Below are 17,842 nucleotides of genomic sequence, written 5' to 3'. Positions count from 1 at the left end.
TCATGGACCAAGAGCTTCAAACCCGCATCCTCTCTGCGGTCGATACGCTGTTTGATCGCGAGATCGAATTCCTCTCTGAGTTGACCGCGCACCCGTCGACCCGCGGGGCTGAGCAAAGCGCGCAGACCTTCATGGCCGCGGAGCTAAAAGATCGCGGCTTGGCCGTCGATCAATGGCAGATCAACGTCGATGAAATTAGCCATCTGCCGGGATTCTCGCCGGTGCTCACCCCCTATGAGGACGCGCAAAACGTCGTCGGCACCCACAAGAGCCAGACGCAAAAGGGTCGCTCGCTTATTCTCAATGGTCACATCGACGTGGTGCCCGCTGGCCCCTTGGACATGTGGGACCGCGCGCCTTTTGAACCGCATCTCGCCGACGGCTGGCTTTATGGTCGGGGCGCAGGCGACATGAAGGCGGGACTGGCCTCCAACCTCTTCGCCTTGGATGCGCTGCGCCACTTGAACCTTGCGCCTGCGGCCGACGTATTCTTTCAATCCGTCGTCGAGGAGGAATGCACCGGCAATGGGGCGCTGGCCTGTCTTGCGCGCGGATATCAAGCCGATGCGGCGCTGATCCCCGAACCCTTCGAGGAGAAACTCGTCACCGCCCAGATCGGCGTGATCTGGTTTCAGGTGCATCTCAAAGGATTGCCGACCCATGTCGCCTATGCGGGCTCGGGCGCCAATGCCATTGAGGCCGCGATCCCGCTCATTGCCGCACTCCATGAGATGGAGCATCGCTGGAACGCCGCTGACCAACGGCACAAGGATTTCGCCCATCACGACCATGCGCTGAACCTGAACATCGGCAAGATTCAAGGTGGCGACTGGACCAGTTCTGTCCCCGCTTGGTCGGTGATCGACGTGCGTATGGCGATCTTTCCGGGGCAGGATATCGAAGCCGCGAAGGCCGAGATCGAAGAGGTTATTTTAGACGCGGCGCGCCAAAACGCCTTTCTCAAGAACGCCCTGCCAGAGGTGGTCTATCACGGCTTCATGGCCGAGGGGTATGCTCTCTCCGAAGACACATCCTCCACCGCCAAAGCCGCCATCAGCGCGCTGGATCAGGCGCATCTGGCCACCACGGGCGAGGCACTGGACCGCATGGCGATCACGGCGACGACCGATGCGCGGTTCTTCGGGCTTTATGCCGAAACGCCCGCGCTGGTCTATGGGCCCCGCGCCGAGGCAATTCACGGGTTCAACGAACGTGTCGAGCTTGAAAGCATCCGCCGCATCACCCAATCCACCGCACTCTTTATCGCCGACTGGTGCGGCGTCGAAACTCTCTAAGGACCAAACTCATGCGTGACGCAGTCATCGTTTCCACCGCCCGCACCCCCATCGGCAAAGCCTATCGCGGCGCGTTCAACAACCTCGAAGGCCCCGCTTTGGCTGCCCATGCGGTGCGGGCCGCTGTGGCGCGCGCGGGTCTCGAAGGTGGAGAAATCGAAGAGGCCGTGTTCGGATCAGCCCTGACCCAAGGCTCCACCGGCATCAACGTCGCGCGTCACATCGCGATCGCCTCCGGTCTGCCCGACACAGTCGCAGGCGTCACGCTGGACCGGCAATGCGCCTCGGGCCTCAACGCCATCGCTTCGGCCGCTCATATGGTCATGGCCGAGGGCGTGGATGTGGCACTTTCCGGTGGATTAGACTCTATTTCTCTGGTGCAGAACAATCACTGGAACGGCTATCGTTACAAGTCCCCCGGCGTTCCCGACAGCTATTACATGTCGATGATCGAGACCGCAGAAGTGGTCGCCGAGCGCTACGGCGTGTCTCGCGACGCGCAGGATGCCTATGCGTTGGCGTCACAGCAAAAAACCGCTGTTGCGCAGGATCAGGGTCTATTTTCTGACGAAATCGTTCCGGTGGAGGCCACTAAGATTGTGACCGACAAGGCCACAGGCGAAAGCCATGAGGAGGCGGTGAGACTGGAGCAGGATGAATGCAATCGCCCCGGCACCACGCTTGAGGGACTCTCCAGCCTCACACCCGTTTTGGGGCCTGACAAATGCGTCACCGCCGGCAACGCAAGCCAGCTCTCCGATGGGGCCTCGGCCTGTATCGTCATGTCCGGTAAAGAGGCCGAAAAGCGTGGATTAGAGCCACTTGGCGCCTTTCGCGGATTTGCCGTTGCGGGCGTTGCGCCGGAGGAAATGGGCATCGGTCCGGTGTTTGCCATTCCGCGCCTGCTCGACCGCGCGAGTCTGTCGATTGACGACATCGGCCTTTGGGAAATCAACGAAGCCTTCGCGGCGCAGCTTCTTTATTGCCGCGATCGCCTCAGCATTCCTGACGAGTTGCTCAACGTCAACGGCGGCGCGATCTCTATCGGGCATCCCTACGGCATGTCAGGCGCGCGGATGGCGGGGCATATCCTCTTGGAGGGCAAGCGTCGCGGGGCACGCTATGGCGTCGTTTCCATGTGCATCGGTGGCGGTCAGGGCGCGGCAGGGCTGTTCGAGATTTTCTAGGGCTTCAGAGCCGCGGCGCTGAGCACCACAAAGAAACATATTCGCACAACAGAATGTGAATCTCTGTGCGTGTTAGCGCAGGGCAGTGTTGAATTCTTTGTATTGAGGCACATTGCCACGCGTGAGAAGAGCGCGGTGTTCATTTGTGCTATGTTACGATTGCTTTGGGAGGAGGGGCGGTCGGTCCACACGGCTCAAATGACAGTGAAAACACTGTCAATTAGGATAGAAAATGACCGAAGAAACCTCCTCGAAGCAGTCATGGACATGGCTGCTCGTCCTGCTTGGCGCAGTATTGGCGCTGGTGGGTCTCGGGCTGGCTGTTGGCGGCGTGATGTTGATCGCGCGTGGCGGCAGTTGGTATTATTTGCTTATGGGGCTCGCGCTTGTGGCCTCCGGCGTTCAGATCATGCGCGGCTCGCCGAGCGGCACGATCATCTACGCCATCGCCTTTGCCCTGACCGTGGTCTGGGCGTTCTGGGAAGCAGGCCTCGATTTCTGGCCTCTGCACGCCCGGATCTTTACCTTCTTGATCATCTTCATGCTCATGATGGCGCTTCACCCGCTGACGCTCAAACGCGCCGGTCGTGCGCCGATGACGGGACCGTTCCTCGGCATTGCCGCGGTGTCTTTGGTTGTCGTTCTGGGCATGGTCTGGGGCATGTTCCAGCCGCATGGTCAGCATAATTTCGAGATCGCTTCGGGTGAAACGCCCGTTGCCGAAGGCGCGCCGACGGACTGGAGCAGCTATGGCTCCACGCCCGACGCCACGCGTTTTGCGGCGCTGGATCAGATCACGCCCGACAACGTCGACGAGCTTGAGGTCGCTTGGACCTTCCGCACTGGCGACATTCCGGACTCCCCCAATGGTGGCGGCTCCGAGGACCAAGGCACACCGCTGCAAGTCGGTGAAGACCTCTATTTCTGTACGCCCAACAACATCGTGCTCTCCGTGAACGCGACGACTGGCGAAGAGAACTGGCGTCATGATTTCCCGACGGACACCCGCACCTGGGTGCGTTGTCGCGGTCTGGCCTATCTCGACACGTCTATTCCGCTCGAACAGCCGACCGTCGAAGGCGCAACGCCTGTGACCCCGTTCAACCTGCCGGAAGGGGCCGCCTGTGAGAAACGCATCTACATGAACACCATCGACGCGGTGCTCGTGGCTTTGGATGCCGAAACCGGCGCGCTTTGCGAAGGCTTTGGTGACGCGGGCATGATCGACCTGAAACAGGGTCTGGGGGACGCGCAAGCGCCGCTCTACTCGCTGACCTCACCGCCACTTCTGGCGGGCTCCACCATGGTTGTGGGCGGACGTGTCGCCGACAACGTGGCGCTCGATATGCCGGGCGGTGTGATGCGTGGCTTTGACGCCATCACCGGCGAGATGAAATGGGCCTTCGATCCGGGCAATCCCGAAGATCGCAATGCGCCTGCCGACGGCACCGCCTATACGCGTTCCACGCCGAACGTCTGGGCGCCGATGACCTATGACGCGGAGAGCAACACCGTGTTCATGCCGGTCGGCAACGCCGCCATCGACCTCTGGGGTGTGGAACGCACGCCGGAAGACGAGAAATACGGCGCCTCCATCCTTGCCCTCGATGCCACCACCGGCGACGAGAAATGGGTCTATCAGACCGTGCACCACGATCTGTGGGACTTTGACGTGCCGATGCAGCCGACGCTGATCGACTTCAAAGGCACGCCTGCGCTGATCTTTGGCACCAAAGCCGGGCAGATCTTTGTGCTTGATCGTGCGACCGGTCAGCCCCTGACCGAGGTCGAAGAGATCGACGTCAAACCAGCGACCATTCCGGGCGAGAAATACGCCCTGAAACAGCCGCTCTCCGTTGGCATGCCGCAAATCGGTGCGCCGCATCTGACCGAGAAAGACATGTGGGGCGCAACCCCGTTCGATCAGCTGATGTGTCGTGTGATTTTCAAAGGCTATCGCTACGAGGGTCTCTACACCGCGCCGGACACCGATTATTCACTGTCTTTCCCGGGCTCGCTTGGCGGGATGAACTGGGGCGGTCTGTCCTATGATCCGACCGCGAACACCATCTTCATCAACGACATGCGTCTGGGCCTCTGGGTGCATATGATGGAACAGGACCCGGATGCTGCGGCTTCCAATGGCTCCGAAGCCGTCAACACCGTGATGGGTGGCGTTCCGCTCAAAGGCACGCCCTACTCCGTCAACAAAAACCGCTTCCTCTCGCCGCTGGGCATTCCTTGTCAGGAGCCGCCGTTCGGCACGCTGACCGCTGTCAATCTCGACACGCAGTCCGTCGCCTGGGAAGCGCCGCTTGGCACGGTTCAGGACACGGTTCTCTTCGGCATGAAGATGCGCCTTCCGATGCCTGTGGGTATGCCGACCATCGGTGGGTCACTGTCGACGCAAGGCGGTCTGGTGTTCTTTGCTGCCACGCAAGACTACTGGCTGCGTGCCTTTGACAGCGCGACCGGCAAAGAGGTCTGGAAAGTCCGCCTGCCGGTTGGCTCGCAAGGCACGCCGATCTCCTACGTGTCGCAGGAAGACGGGCGTCAGTACATCGTGATCTCCGCTGGCGGTGCCCGTCAGTCGCCGGATCGCGGCGATTACCTGATCGCCTACGCTCTGCCGCAAGGCTGATAAAAAACAAGCGCTGGCCAGTTCACACCGTGGGCTGGCCAGCGCTCATATGTTCGGCGAAATCTAGGTTAGACAAGGTCCTGCGGCAGAACCGCCGCCGGAATATTCTGGTAGCAGACCGGACGCAGGAAACGACGAATGGCCATCGTCCCCACCGAGGTCGCTCCGAAATTTGTCGAGGCCGGGTAAGGCCCGCCGTGCACCATGCTATTGCAAACCTCGACGCCGGTCGGGAACCCATTGGCCATCACCCGACCCGCCTTGCGTTCGAGAATGGGCATAAGTTGGCCCGCGAGCGCCATGTCGGCATCATCCATATGCAGCGTTGCGGTGAGCTGACCCTCGAAGGATTTCGCCACCTCGATCATCTGCGCCGCGTCCTTGACGGTGACGATGAGACCCAAAGGTCCGAAGACCTCTTCAGACAGCACCTCATTCGCCAGCCAATCCTCTGCCTTCACTTTGAACAGGAATGGCTTCGCCTCGCGGCGATCGCACATCTGGGTCAAAAGCTCCTGCACTCCGGGCTGAGTTTTGATCTTATCGCCGCCTTTGACATAGGCGTTAGCGATGCCCTCAGTGAGCATAACCTGCGACCCGGTGGCGGTGAGCGCCTCAAGTGCGGCTTTGGTAAAGGCCTGCTCTTCGTCACCTTCGACAACCACAACAATCCCCGGATTGGTGCAGAACTGCCCTGCACCCATCGCCAGCGATCCGGCCCAACCTTGCCCAAGCGCCTCGCCGCGCGCAGAGAGCGCCTCCGGCAAAAGGAACATCGGGTTCACGGAGCCAAGCTCGCCAAAGAACGGGATGGGGTTGACGCGTTTGGCGCACAGATCAAAGAGCGCGCGACCACCGGCCAATGAACCGGTGAAGCCCACGGCATTGATCAACGGATGCTGGACCAAAGCCGCGCCGACCTCATGCGTGCCACCATGCACCATGGAGAAGACGCCCGCAGGCAAACCGCATTTCTCAATCGCGGCTTTGAAGGCATCGGCAACGATCTCAGAGGTGGCCGGGTGGGCTTCGTGGCCCTTCACAACAACCGGACAGCCCGCTGCCAAAGCAGAGGCCGTATCCCCGCCCGCGACCGAGAAGGCCAGCGGAAAGTTCGACGCACCGAAAACCGCGACCGGCCCGATGGGACGTTGCATCAGCCGCAGATCGGGACGCGGCAGAGGCGCGCGGTCGGGCAGCGCCTCGTCATAACGGCGGTCCAGATAGTCGCCCTTGCGGATGTGATCGGCGAAGAGTTTGAGCTGCCCCGTCGTCCGCCCGCGCTCGCCCACAAGGCGCGCTTCGGGCAGGCCACTTTCGGCCATTGCGGTGGGCGTGATCAGATCGGCGCGGGCCTCGATCTCGGCGGCGATGGTTTCGAGAAACACCGCGCGTTCTTCGCGCGTCGTATAGCCATAGGTCCAAAACGCATCTTCGGCGGCTTGCACGGCCTGATTGATCAGCGCGGGCGTGCCTTTAGAAAAACGCTGGCCCTCACCGGTCGTCGGCGTGGAGGTAAACGCGTCCTCGCCTGCAACCCAATCGCCTACAATCAAATGTTTCCCATGCGGGGTGAATGTCATGTCGTATCCTTTCAGAATCTCAGAACAGTCGACGCCGCGCACGACACCTCACACCACGGTAAACCCGTGAGCATAGGGGTCGCGGTCGTCGATGAAGATGGTGTTAAAGCCGGTCTGACGCGCCCACCCGCCGATCGAGGGAATGATGGCATCGCGCTCGTCGTCCTCGGCACCGACTTTGACGGCGGCTTCGACCCGGCCCTTGAAAAGGCTGCCGATAATGCTTTCGTGAATGAACTCATCGCCCACTTTGAGCCGGCCTTTGGCGGCCCATTGCGCCATACGCGCCGAGGTGCCGGTGCCACAAGGCGAACGGTCGATGGCCTTGTCGCCATAGAACACGGCGTTGCGGGCCGTCGCGCCCTCGACGGTCGGCTTGCCGGTCCACATGATATGCGACAAGCCGTTGATCTCCGGCTTTTCGGGATGCACGAAATCGTATTTTTCATTGAGCGCGCGGCGCAGCGCCCGGCTCATCTCGATCAATTCCCCCGCCGTAAAATCAGCCATGTCGTTGAAACAGGCCTGCGGCTCGACGATGGCGTAGAAATTACCGCCATAAGACACATCCACCGTGACCTCACCCAGCGCGTCAATCTCGGCGGTCAGCCCCTCGGCATAGAGGAAGGCGGGCACATTGGTGAGGCGCACCTCTTCGACGAAACGGCCCTCTTGGCGGTAGTCGATGGACACGGGACCGGCGGGCGTATCGAGCATGAGCCTGCCCGGCACTTTCGGCGTCACCAACCCGTTCTCAATCGCCATGGTCACTGTGCCGATGGTGCCGTGACCGCACATCGGCAGACAGCCGGAGGTTTCGATGAACAGCACGGCAACATCGCAATCTTCGCGCGTCGGCGGATAGAGGATCGAACCGGACATCATGTCATGCCCGCGCGGCTCGAACATCAACCCGGTGCGGATCCAGTCGAACTCGCGCAGAAAATGCGCGCGCTTTTCGATCATATTCGCGCCCTCGAGACGCGGACCACCGCCGGCCACGAGACGCACAGGGTTGCCACAGGTGTGGCCGTCGATACAGGTGAAGGTGTGATTGCTCATGCGCGATATCCGGCAAATCTGGTGGGACGAAACGGAGTGAGATCGAGGGGCGGTGTGCGACCACCGATCAGATCAGAGACCAGCCGGGCGGTTCCCGCAGATTGCGTGAGCCCGAGATGGCCATGGCCAAAGGCGAACACCACGGAAGAAGTCTCAGGGTGCGCGCCGATGACAGGGAGGCTGTCCGGCATGGAGGGGCGGAACCCCATCCATTGCTTGCCGCCGTCTGTGTCGAGTGTCGGCAGGAACCGCTTGGCCTTGGTCAAAAGCGCCTCGGCACGGGCCATGCGCGGGGCGAGTGTCATCCCGCCCAGTTCGACCGCGCCACCGACCCGTACGCCTTCGCCGATTTTCGTGACAACAAAGCCATGATCGGAGAATGTCAGATGGGTTTTCAGGTCAAACGCGCCCGCAGGCAGCGTGGTGTTATAGCCGCGCTCCGTTTCGAGCGGCAGCTTGAGGCCAAGAGATTTGAGAAGCGGATTGCCATAGGCACCAGCGGCCAGAACCACCTTATCGAACCGCTCCTCCCCGTCAGACGAATGCACAATCGCGCCTTGGTCAGTCGGCTCAATTCGGGTGACCTCGCGCCGAATAAAACGCGCGCCCAGACGCTGCGCCTCTTCGGCGATGCGTCGGGTCCAGACCGCCGGATCGGTGACGTTTTTCCACTCGGGCGTAAAGCCCGCATGGGTAAAGCGCGGATCAATACCAGACTGAATTTCGGCAATCGCCTCGGTGCCTGTCAGGAATTCAAATTTCACACCGGCCTTGCGACGCTCGTCCCAGCCCGTTTGGCTGGCCTGAAACGCGGCCTCTCCTTCGTAGAGCTGCATCTGCCCTTCAGGCCGCATCAGTTCGGAGAGGTTGAAATCAGCAACCAGCGTATCGAGCGCGTCTTGCGACAGGCGCATCATTTCAGATTGCGCCTTGAGCGCTGCGGCATAGCGGTCCCGCCAGCTCGCGCGCCAATAGCGGATGAGCCAGGGTGTGATCTTCAATGCGTAGGCGGGCGGCACCGAGAGCGGCCCAAGCGGGTCAAGCAGCCATTTCGGCGCCTTCTTCATGATCCCCGGTGTCGCCAGCGGAATCACATCGGCAAAGGCAAAGGCCCCCGCGTTGCCCTGCGAGGCGCCGGCAGCCACAGAGTCGCGGTCGAGCAGCGTCACCTCATGGCCATCACGCGCCAGATCGAGCGCGACACTCGAGCCGATGATTCCCGCTCCGATAACACAAACCTGCATGAAGAGAGCCCTTCCCTGATCTCACGGCCTGATCTTACGAGCCGTAACGCTAACACCCTGCATTTGCCTTGTCGACAATAAAAATTTTAAAAAGGGTATGGCGCCGTATTCCCCCTTTATGCAAACATATTTCTCGCTCAGCAGAGGACATCTATCGCATGACAAAAACCAAAGAAAAGAAAGCCGATCAGCCTCCGCTAAAGCGCGGATCCGGGGTCACGCATGTCTATGAGACCCTGCGCAACGAGATCATTGAGCTGAAACTCACCCCCGGCAGCCCCATCGACGAAGTGCAGCTGTCCGAACGGTTTTCTCTGTCACGCACGCCGATCCGGGAGGCGCTGGTCCGGCTTGCGGCCGAAGGGTTGATCACGACACTGACCAACCGCGCCACGATCGTATCGAACATCGACTTTCTGAATTTGGGCGATTTCTTTGACGCGCTCACTTTGATGTATCGCGTCACCACGCGGCTGGCGGCACAGAACCATCGCCCGGAGCATGTTGCCGAGATTCAGGCCTTTCAGGATGCCTTTGCCCGAACCGTGGCAGAGCAGGATGTGCTTGGGATGATTGCCTCCAATCGCGACTTCCATGTCGCCATCGCAAAGGCCGGGGGCAACCGTTATTACATTGAGTTGTTCACTCGGCTTCTGGACGAAGGGCGCCGCATCTTGCGTCTGTATTATTCCTCCTTCAACGACAAGCTGCCGCAGCAATATGTCACTGAACATGAGCACATCATCGCCGCCATCGTCGCCCGCGATATCGCCCTCGCTGATGAACTGGCGCGCGTCCATGCAGATCAGATTGTGTCGCAAATCCAGTCCTATATTTCCGCCGACACACGGCCGAACGCCTCTCTCTCGCTCTAAAAGCGAGTCTCTATTCCTTTCGAAAGAGCGGCCCGTTCGGGCCGCTCTTTTTGCTTTCTAGCTCTTCACAATCCAAACAACACATTGCTTTTAAACCACTTATAAGTCCAATTTCATTTTTAAATTTTATTTGTCGACAAATAATTGTCCAAATGATATTTCAAATATCGACAAAGCAGAAACGTCGGACACCTCCCGCGCCCGAGACTGCAAGGCACACTTTGAAAGGACCGCAGATGAGCGACACGATCTTTACCGGCTGCATTCCCGCGCTGATGACCCCCTGCACCGAGGCCCGCGAGCCCGACTACGCGGCCCTGGCCCGCAAAGGTCAGGAGTTGATCGCGGCAGGCATGTCCGCCGTGGTGTATTGTGGCTCTATGGGTGACTGGCCGCTTTTGACCGATGAGCAGCGCATGAAAGGTGTCGAGGCCCTTGTCGAGGCCGGCGTGCCCGTCATCGTCGGCACCGGCGCCGTGAACACGAAATCTGCCGTCGCCCACGCCGCCCACGCCGCGAAAGTCGGCGCCAAAGGTCTGATGGTGATCCCGCGCGTTCTGTCCCGCGGGTCCTCTGTCGCCGCCCAAAAGGCGCATTTCGCCGCGATCCTTGAAGCGGCCAAAGACATCCCTGCCGTGATCTACAACAGCCCCTATTACGGCTTCGCAACCCGCGCCGATCTGTTCTTTGAACTGAACGCCGCCTACCCGAACCTCATCGGCTTCAAAGAATTCGGTGGCGCCAAGGATTTGACCTACGCGGCTGAAACCATCACCTCCGGCAATGACGATCTGACCCTCATGGTCGGCGTCGACACCCAGGTGTGCCACGGCTTCATCAACTGCGGCGCAACCGGCGCCATCACCGGCATCGGCAACGCGCTTCCGAAAGAGGTGCTGCAACTCGTCGCCCTGAGCAAGAAAGCCGCGACCGGAGACATCGAAGCCCGCAAGAAAGCCAAAGAACTGGAAGACGCGCTCATGGTGCTGTCCTCCTTCGACGAGGGCCCGGAGCTTGTGCTCTTTTACAAGCGCCTGATGGTTCTGACCGGGGATGCGGAATATGAGCTGCACTTCAACGAAACCGACATGCTTTCGCCCGCACAAAAAGCCCATGTGGATAGCCAATACGCGCTGTTCCGTGCGTGGTATGATGCATGGGTTTGATCCTCTGACATCATTCTGACGACCAAAGGCGGGCACTGCGAGTGGCCCGCCTTTTCTATACTCCACACAGCCAAGGAGAGCGCCCATGCGCAGCACGAAAGTCATCCATGTTGTTTCCTGCCATGCCGAGGGCGAAGTTGGCGATGTAATCGTCGGAGGTGTCGCGCCTCCGCCCGGCGAGACGGTTTGGGAGCAACGCAAGTGGATCGCGCAAGACGAGACCCTGCGCAATTTCATGTTGAACGAACCGCGCGGCGGTGTATTCCGACACGTCAACCTACTGGTGCCGCCAAAGCATCCGGAGGCGCAGGCGGCGTGGATCATCATGGAGCCCGAAGACACCCCACCCATGTCAGGGTCGAACTCGATCTGCGTCTCCACCGTGCTGCTCGACAGTGGCATCATTGCGATGACAGAGCCCGTCACCGAGATGGTGCTTGAGGCCCCCGGCGGGCTGGTGCGGGTGCGGGCGGATTGTGCCAATGGCAAGGCCGAACGGATTTACGTCGAGAACCTGCCCTCCTTCGCAAGCCGCCTTGGCGTGCCGCTGGAGGTGCCGGGGCTGGGCGAGATCACCGTGGACACGGCTTTTGGCGGCGACAGTTTCGTGGTCGTTGACCCCGTTGCTCTTGGGGTCGATCTGCGGGCAGAAAACGCGCGCGAGATTGCCGAACTGGGCATTCGCATCACAAATGCCGCGAACGCGCAGTATCGCTTTGAACATCCGACCAACCCGGATTGGACGCATCATTCCTTTTGCCTCTTTGCCGGACCGATTGAGCGGAATGGTGCAGAGCTGCGCGCGCAATCGGTGGTGGCGATCCAACCCGGCAAACTCGACCGCTCTCCCACCGGGACCGCCGTTTCGGCCCGAATGGCGCTTTTACACGCACGCCAAGAGATGGGGCCGGAGGACCGTCTGACCGGCGTGTCGATCATCGGCTCTGAATTTCACGGCCGCATCCTCGGCACCGTGGCATTGGGCGACACGGAGGCGATCCGCCCAGAGATCAGCGGGCGCGCATGGATCACCGGCACGGCGCAGCATATGCTTGACCCAACAGACCCGTGGCCGGGCGGTTATCGCCTGTCCGACACTTGGCCGAAGATCAAAGGGTAACCCCCCGCGCTCAGTTGGAAACCCAAGGCGGCGGGGCGGCCGGTGCCCGCCCCGACCGCGCGGTTTCGGCGCATTGCGCGAGTGAGCCGAAACGCACGGAACGGCGCGACAGGCCTGGCGCGTAATGGGCGTATTTGCCGGAATTGGTCATCAAGACTTGGGCCGAAGGGGGAAACACCGGTTCAGAGATCGAGCACCAACAGAGATCCGGCACGATCTTGACCCCAGAGTTTTCAAGACGCGCCTTGACGCCACTTTCCGTAATCGCCGAGAGGCTCTGACGCCCCAGTGTGATGATCGTCACCACCTCAGGATGTACCTTTGCCCCCTCCATAAGATCGGCAAAGGCCTCGCATTCGGCGATCGAAAAATGTGGACTGCCCAGCGCGACAAGTTCGACCTTTTCCCCACCAGCGTTGAACTCGCCCCAAAGCTGGACGAAATCCTCCGGCCCGAGGATGGCCTCATCGGCGTTTGGCGCGGGCGGCATCTCCGCCTCCGGCGTGATCCCGGCGATGTGCAGCATCGGCGAAGCAGAAGTGGTGCCATAGGCGGCGCAAAGAGCCTTGAGATCATCCTCGCTGGGCGTGGTGTCTTCCAGCCCGCGCAAAAGCGGAATGCGATCCGGCGCCGCCTGTCCCAATAGCCAACCGAGCATCGGCCAGAAGGCATCGTCGATCCCCTCAGGCACACTCACCGTCACGATCCGGCGCGGGGCACGGTTTTGATCGAGATAGACCCCGGCCTGTGCCGCGCGCCCGGTCAGTGCGATGCACAGATCCATGAAATCCGCGTGTTTCACGGTGCGCGCGCCCAACACGCTGTTGGCGTAGATCACCGCATTGCTTTCGGCCCAGGCGATGTCTTCGCCCTCTGTAGGCCTGTCCGCCAAAAGATAGGGCGCGCAAGTGAAACTGGGCTTTGCGCCCATCTCGACATAGGCGTCGGCCAATTGGCTGGCGGGCAGACCGAAATCTTCGGCCACACCCTGATTGCGCCAATTTGCATGATCAACGGAGATTGCATTCATTGTGGTCGGCACCCGCACCCGTCCGCCTTTGTCAGCCATGGCGCGCGCAAAGGTCAAAAAGGCGGGGCTGGCGTAGATGCAACCGTCGATATGGACCCGGCTCACATCGGTCAGACGCGTGGCGCCCTGCGCGATGGCCATGGTCACGATAATCTCCATCGCCAGCTGCGCGGCCTCCCCAAACGTACCGGCGAGAAACGCACGATCGGTCTCGGTCAGCTCGACCGCCGCCGCCATGCGCGACAAAGGCCATGTCTTATCCCCCGCGATGAGATGGGTTGCGGTAATCTCCGCCGCCTCTTCTTGCGCCAGCTGATCATAGTCCTCATCCGAGAGGCGCAGAACGGCGATGGGACGGTCGAACAGCTTGGTCGCGACCAGCGCGCCAAGGGTCAGAATGTCTTCGTTTTCGCGAAAGATCAGCGCCCGCGGCGCCTGTCCCGCAAAAGCAAGCCCAAGCAACACCCCGCTGCCTGTACAAGAGCCGCGACTCGTCGGCATCATGACGATCTGTCCCGCCAGCGTTTGGCCATGCTGCGGGTGATGAGCGTCGATGATCTCGCCCGTGGCCGGATCGACCCCGCCCCAAACACTCAGCCCCTCTTCACACAAAAGCACGGGCGCTTTGACTTTGGCCTCAACGATCAGATCTGGCATCTCATGTCCTCCTGTGGCGCTCCCAGCAATGGAAACCGCCCAAGTCACAACATGGGTATTCCGTTTGCCGGGCTGGGATTGCTATCATTGTGAGTGACGCAGATATATGCTTAAACAATCAAATATGGTAAGAAAAGAAAAATACGATGACGATGGACAGCGCCACGGATCAAAACCCCGGTGAGGATTGGGAAGCGGAACGGCAAAACCTCCGGAGCGAGCTTGGCACCCGCATGAAAGCCGTGCGTCAGGCCGCTGGTCTGACCTTGGACGCCGCCGCGCAGAAATCCGGGGTGGCCCTGTCGACGATTCACAAGATCGAAAACGGGCGCGTCTCGCCGAGTTATGAAAATCTTGTCCGGATCGCGCGGGCCTATGACATCGGCATGGAACGCCTGTTCTCGGAAAACACCGAAGCGATGCAGACCACGCGCCTCACCGTGACAAAGGCAGGCCAAGGCCAGATCGTGCGTTCGAAGAACTTCGAATATGAGGTTCTATGTAACGCGCTCGTGGACAAAAAAATCATCCCGCTGGTGACCACCGTCGAACAGCGCAACGCGCTCAAGGCAGACGAGCTTGAGGCCCATACCGGCGAAGAGACGCTCTATGTGCTGACGGGCCGCGTCGAATTGGTCGTCGAACATTATCAGCCGGTGATCTTGGAACCCGGCGATTGCGCCTATTTCGACAGCACCTTGAAACATGGGTTGCGGGCGCTCGACGATGTCGAGACACGAATTTTCTGGGCCTGCACCTACACCGACATCACCCAATAATCAGGGCGCCAGCCCCACCGAAGGACGACAAGATGAGCACACCCGCCCCGATATCCGTTGAAGAGCTGCACCAACGTGTTCAGTCGATTTTCCTGTCCTGCGGCCTCACTCCGCAAAACGCCGAGGCCGTCACCGATGTGATCGTCGCGGGTGAGCGCGATCATTGCAAATCGCACGGGATTTACCGGATCGAAGGCTGCATGCGTGTGATCAAGGAAGGCATGGTCAAACCCGATGCCATCCCGGAAATCGTCGACACAGGCAAAGCCGTGATCGAAGTGGACGCCAATGCAGGGTTCTCGAACCCGGCGTTCTTTGCCGCCAAAGAAATGCTTGTGGCGCGGGCGAAAGAGACCGGGCTGGCCGCTTTGGTGATCCGCGATTGTTTGCATTTCTCGGCGCTCTGGCACGATGTCGAGGCACTGGCCGAAGAGGGCCTCGCCGCGCTCTCCATGTGCCCAAGCTACGCCTCGGTCGCCCCCACTGGTGGCACCGAACCTTTGCTAGGCACCAACCCCTTTGCCTTTGGCTGGCCGCGCCCTGACAGCCACCCCTATGTCTTCGACTTTGCCACTTCGGTGGCCGCACGGGGCGAGATCGAACTGCACCGCCGGGCGGGTACGCCGATCCCTGAAGGCTGGGCCATCGACCGCGACGGCAACCCCACGACCGACCCGGATGCGGCCCTTGCGGGGGCGATGTTGCCCTTTGGCGGGCACAAAGGTTCGGCGATTGCCACAATGGTCGAATTGCTCGCGGGCGCGCTTTTGGGTGAGTTCATGAGCAAAGAGGCGCTCGAGTTCTCCGGCGGCACGCATCTCTTGCCCCGTCACGGGGCGCTGATACTTGCGCTTGATCCGACGACCTTCTCCGCGCGCAGCGGACGCGATCCTTTGGCCGAGGGCGAGCGGCTTTTGACCGCGATAGCGGGACAGGGCGCGCGGCTTCCATCGCAACGGCGGTTCAAGGCGCGCAAAGAGTCTCGAAGCCAAGGGATCACACTCAGCGAAGCCGAGCTTGCGCAGCTTGACCTCTTCGAAGCCAAGGGCCTCGCCGCGCTTTAACGCAGGCGACAGCCCATAGAAAAAGGCGCGGGAGTTCTTCTCCCGCGCCTTTCGTCGTGTGAAAGACCTCTCACCGCACGCTGGCGAGAAACTTTTGCGTCTCCACATGTTGCGGATCGCCGAACAGTTGCTCCGGCACACCGATCTCCGCCATGACACCTTGATGAAAGAACGCAACCCGGTCGGATACGTCGCGGGCAAAGCTCATTTCATGGGTGACGAGGATCATGGTCATGCCTTCTTCTGCCAACATCTGAAGCGTCTCCAGAACCTCGCCCACCAGCTGCGGATCGAGCGCCGAGGTCACCTCGTCGAACAGCATATAATCCGGCGACATCGCCAGCGCGCGGGCTATCGCCATACGCTGTTGCTGGCCACCCGAGAGGCGCGTCGGATAGGTCTTGAGCTTGTCGCCAAGCCCCACGTGTTTGAGCTGCTTCTCGGCGATGGCTTCGGCTTTTGCCTTATCCATCCCCAAGACCTTGCGTGGCGCCAGCGTGACGTTCTCCAACACGGTCAGATGCGGGAACGCGTTCCACTGTTGAAACACGATACCAATCTTTTGCCGCAACTTGTTGAGGTCAGTGCTTTTGGCGTGCACCTCGGTGCCGTCGACCAAAATCTTCCCCGCGTTGATCGGCTCTAACCCGTTGATACAGGTCAGCAGCGTAGATTTCCCTGAGCCGGAGCCACCGATCACGGTGACCACCTCGCCCTTATTGACGTTCAAATCGATGCCTTTGAGAACCTCAAGATCGCCAAAGGATTTGCGGACATTCTGGATCTCAATCATTGGACCACCTTTTTTCGAGATAGCCCCCGAAACGGGCAAGCGGGAAGCTGATGATAAAGTAGAACGCGCCGCAGATCAGAAGCAGGAACATCGGTTCTTGCAGGCGCGTGATGAGGATTTGTGTGGATTTCAAAAGCTCGGTGACCTGAACCACATAGACGAGTGCTGAGTCCTTCATGACGCCCAGCGCAAGACCGATCCAAGAGGGCAAGGCTACACGCGTTGCCAGCGGCAGGACGATATAGCGCATATCCTGCCCCCAAGACATGCCCAAGGACCGCGCCGCCCGGCGCGTGGTCGCGGGCACCGCATCGATGCCGCCGCGCACGATCTCGGCACAATAGGCCGAGGTGTAGAGCGAGAGCACCAGACAGGCGACGAAAAAGCCGGAGACCTGTAGCTGAAGCACCATACCGACGAAAGCATTCGCCAGCACAAGTTGGATCAACAGCGGCACGGAGCGGAAGATGTCGAGGACAAAGGTCAGAGGCGCGGAAAGCACCGCACCCAGTTGCACGCGGATGACCCCGAAGAGGATGCCCAGCACCGTGCCGATCGCCACAGAAATGGCGGTCACGACGATGGTGATGCCCGCGCCCTTGGCGAGGAAGATCAGGTCATTGGCGGAGAGAGCTGTGTCAAACATGTCTGTCTCCTCAATACCGGAACAGGCGCATCGCGATCAGACGCGCGCCGAGGGTGATGATTTTGGTGATGACGTAGAAAATCACACCGGCAATGGCGAAAAGCTCGAACGTGCGGAAGGTCAGCGCGTTCAGATCCTGCGTCACGCCGTAAAGATCCATATTCATGCCAACTGTGACACCCAGTGAGGTCATCAGGATCGCCCAGACCATCTGGTTCGTCATCGGCAGAAAGGAAATCCGCAACATCTGCGGCATGACGATATAGCGGAAAGACTGCACCGGCGTCATGCCAAGTGAACGCCCGGCACGGGTTTGCGTGTCCGGGATCGCCTTGAGCGCGCCGCGAAAGTTTTCGGCCAGATAGCCCGCATTGTTGAAGGTGATGCCGATCAGAAGCGAGGTGAAGGGCGAGAAATGGATGCCGAAGCTCGCGATCCCGAAATGCGCCATGTAAATCTGAAACAGCGCGGGCGTGTTGCGGGCGATCTCGACCCAGGTGGTCGCGATGGCTTTGAGCGGTCTGGAGCCGGATTGGCGAAACAGGGTCAGGAGGATGGCGAGCGCGATGCCGAGGAGCATCGACAGAACCGCGACCTCCATCGTCACCACCGCGCCGTCCAGCATCTTTGGCAGTCGCGCCAGAGCCTGCTTCCACTGGAACGTATAATCGAACATGTGAGTTCTATTTCCCTGGAGAGC

Annotated in this window: 15 protein-coding genes; 8 read left to right on the top strand and 7 right to left on the bottom strand. The window is 60.4% G+C overall.

Annotation, left to right across the window (positions count from 1 at the left end):
- Nucleotides 1-2 precede the first annotated feature (2 nt).
- The 3 genes from J5Y17_RS08895 (at nucleotide 3) to J5Y17_RS08885 (ending at nucleotide 5,123) form a co-directional block, all read left to right on the top strand.
- Nucleotides 3-1,295, top strand: a complete 1,293-nt coding sequence (locus tag J5Y17_RS08895) for an ArgE/DapE family deacylase (protein ID WP_219784898.1) — start codon at nucleotides 3-5, stop codon at nucleotides 1,293-1,295.
- 11 nt (nucleotides 1,296-1,306) lie between these two features.
- Complete coding sequence (locus J5Y17_RS08890; protein WP_219784897.1) at nucleotides 1,307-2,482, top strand: acetyl-CoA C-acyltransferase; 1,176 nt, start codon at nucleotides 1,307-1,309, stop codon at nucleotides 2,480-2,482.
- Between the two features lie 232 nt (nucleotides 2,483-2,714).
- On the top strand, nucleotides 2,715-5,123 hold the full coding sequence (locus J5Y17_RS08885; protein ID WP_219784896.1) for a membrane-bound PQQ-dependent dehydrogenase, glucose/quinate/shikimate family: 2,409 nt from the start codon (nucleotides 2,715-2,717) through the stop codon (nucleotides 5,121-5,123).
- A 68-nt stretch (nucleotides 5,124-5,191) separates the two neighbouring features.
- On the opposite strand, the gene J5Y17_RS08880 is transcribed toward J5Y17_RS08885, so the two are convergent.
- From J5Y17_RS08880 to J5Y17_RS08870, 3 genes are read right to left on the bottom strand one after another with little or no spacing between them, the layout of a single operon-like run.
- On the bottom strand, nucleotides 5,192-6,706 hold the full coding sequence (locus J5Y17_RS08880; RefSeq protein WP_219784895.1) for an aldehyde dehydrogenase (NADP(+)): 1,515 nt from the start codon (nucleotides 6,704-6,706) through the stop codon (nucleotides 5,192-5,194).
- Nucleotides 6,707-6,754: 48 nt separating this feature from the next.
- Nucleotides 6,755-7,768, bottom strand: a complete 1,014-nt coding sequence (locus tag J5Y17_RS08875) for a 4-hydroxyproline epimerase (RefSeq protein WP_219784894.1) — start codon at nucleotides 7,766-7,768, stop codon at nucleotides 6,755-6,757.
- Nucleotides 7,765-9,012: an FAD-binding oxidoreductase gene (locus tag J5Y17_RS08870; RefSeq protein WP_219784893.1), complete on the bottom strand. Its 1,248-nt coding sequence runs from the start codon at nucleotides 9,010-9,012 to the stop codon at nucleotides 7,765-7,767. The genes J5Y17_RS08875 and J5Y17_RS08870 overlap by 4 nt, the downstream gene beginning before the upstream one ends.
- A 158-nt stretch (nucleotides 9,013-9,170) precedes the next feature.
- Between J5Y17_RS08870 and J5Y17_RS08865 the strand changes: the two genes are divergently transcribed.
- From J5Y17_RS08865 to J5Y17_RS08855, 3 genes are all read left to right on the top strand, one after another.
- Nucleotides 9,171-9,887 carry a GntR family transcriptional regulator gene (locus J5Y17_RS08865; RefSeq protein ID WP_219784892.1) on the top strand — a complete coding sequence of 239 codons (717 nt, stop codon included), beginning with the start codon at nucleotides 9,171-9,173 and terminating at the stop codon, nucleotides 9,885-9,887.
- Nucleotides 9,888-10,123: 236 nt separating this feature from the next.
- On the top strand, nucleotides 10,124-11,053 hold the full coding sequence (locus tag J5Y17_RS08860; RefSeq protein WP_219784891.1) for a dihydrodipicolinate synthase family protein: 930 nt from the start codon (nucleotides 10,124-10,126) through the stop codon (nucleotides 11,051-11,053).
- A gap of 85 nt (nucleotides 11,054-11,138) precedes the next feature.
- Nucleotides 11,139-12,173 (top strand): proline racemase family protein, encoded by a 1,035-nt coding sequence (locus J5Y17_RS08855; RefSeq protein WP_219784890.1) that lies wholly within the window; start codon nucleotides 11,139-11,141, stop codon nucleotides 12,171-12,173.
- 10 nt (nucleotides 12,174-12,183) lie between these two features.
- Here J5Y17_RS08855 and J5Y17_RS08850 read toward each other — a convergent pair whose 3' ends face one another.
- Nucleotides 12,184-13,860, bottom strand: coding sequence for an aconitase X (locus J5Y17_RS08850; protein ID WP_219784889.1), 1,677 nt, complete (start codon nucleotides 13,858-13,860; stop codon nucleotides 12,184-12,186).
- A 146-nt stretch (nucleotides 13,861-14,006) separates the two neighbouring features.
- Here J5Y17_RS08850 and J5Y17_RS08845 point away from each other — a divergent pair, with 146 nt between their 5' ends.
- Together J5Y17_RS08845 and J5Y17_RS08840 are read left to right on the top strand one after the other, a co-directional pair.
- Entirely contained in the window at nucleotides 14,007-14,639 is a 633-nt protein-coding gene (locus J5Y17_RS08845) for a helix-turn-helix domain-containing protein (protein WP_219784888.1), read from the top strand.
- Nucleotides 14,640-14,671: 32 nt separating this feature from the next.
- Nucleotides 14,672-15,703 carry an Ldh family oxidoreductase gene (locus tag J5Y17_RS08840; RefSeq protein WP_219784887.1) on the top strand — a complete coding sequence of 344 codons (1,032 nt, stop codon included), beginning with the start codon at nucleotides 14,672-14,674 and terminating at the stop codon, nucleotides 15,701-15,703.
- 70 nt (nucleotides 15,704-15,773) lie between these two features.
- On the opposite strand, the gene J5Y17_RS08835 is transcribed toward J5Y17_RS08840, so the two are convergent.
- The 3 genes from J5Y17_RS08835 to J5Y17_RS08825 are packed head-to-tail and all read right to left on the bottom strand — an operon-like array spanning nucleotide 15,774 to nucleotide 17,818.
- Nucleotides 15,774-16,496 (bottom strand): amino acid ABC transporter ATP-binding protein, encoded by a 723-nt coding sequence (locus J5Y17_RS08835; protein ID WP_219784886.1) that lies wholly within the window; start codon nucleotides 16,494-16,496, stop codon nucleotides 15,774-15,776.
- A complete protein-coding gene (locus J5Y17_RS08830) occupies nucleotides 16,489-17,142 on the bottom strand; it encodes an amino acid ABC transporter permease (protein WP_219784885.1) in 654 nt (217 codons plus the stop codon). Before J5Y17_RS08830 ends, J5Y17_RS08835 begins: the two co-directional genes overlap by 8 nt.
- A gap of 10 nt (nucleotides 17,143-17,152) precedes the next feature.
- Nucleotides 17,153-17,818, bottom strand: coding sequence for an amino acid ABC transporter permease (locus J5Y17_RS08825; protein WP_219784884.1), 666 nt, complete (start codon nucleotides 17,816-17,818; stop codon nucleotides 17,153-17,155).
- Between the last annotated feature and the right edge of the window lie 24 nt (nucleotides 17,819-17,842).

This window comes from Celeribacter sp. PS-C1 (assembly GCF_019429625.1).
GTDB lineage: Bacteria > Pseudomonadota > Alphaproteobacteria > Rhodobacterales > Rhodobacteraceae > Celeribacter.
This window is presented reverse-complemented; position numbering and strand designations above follow the sequence as displayed.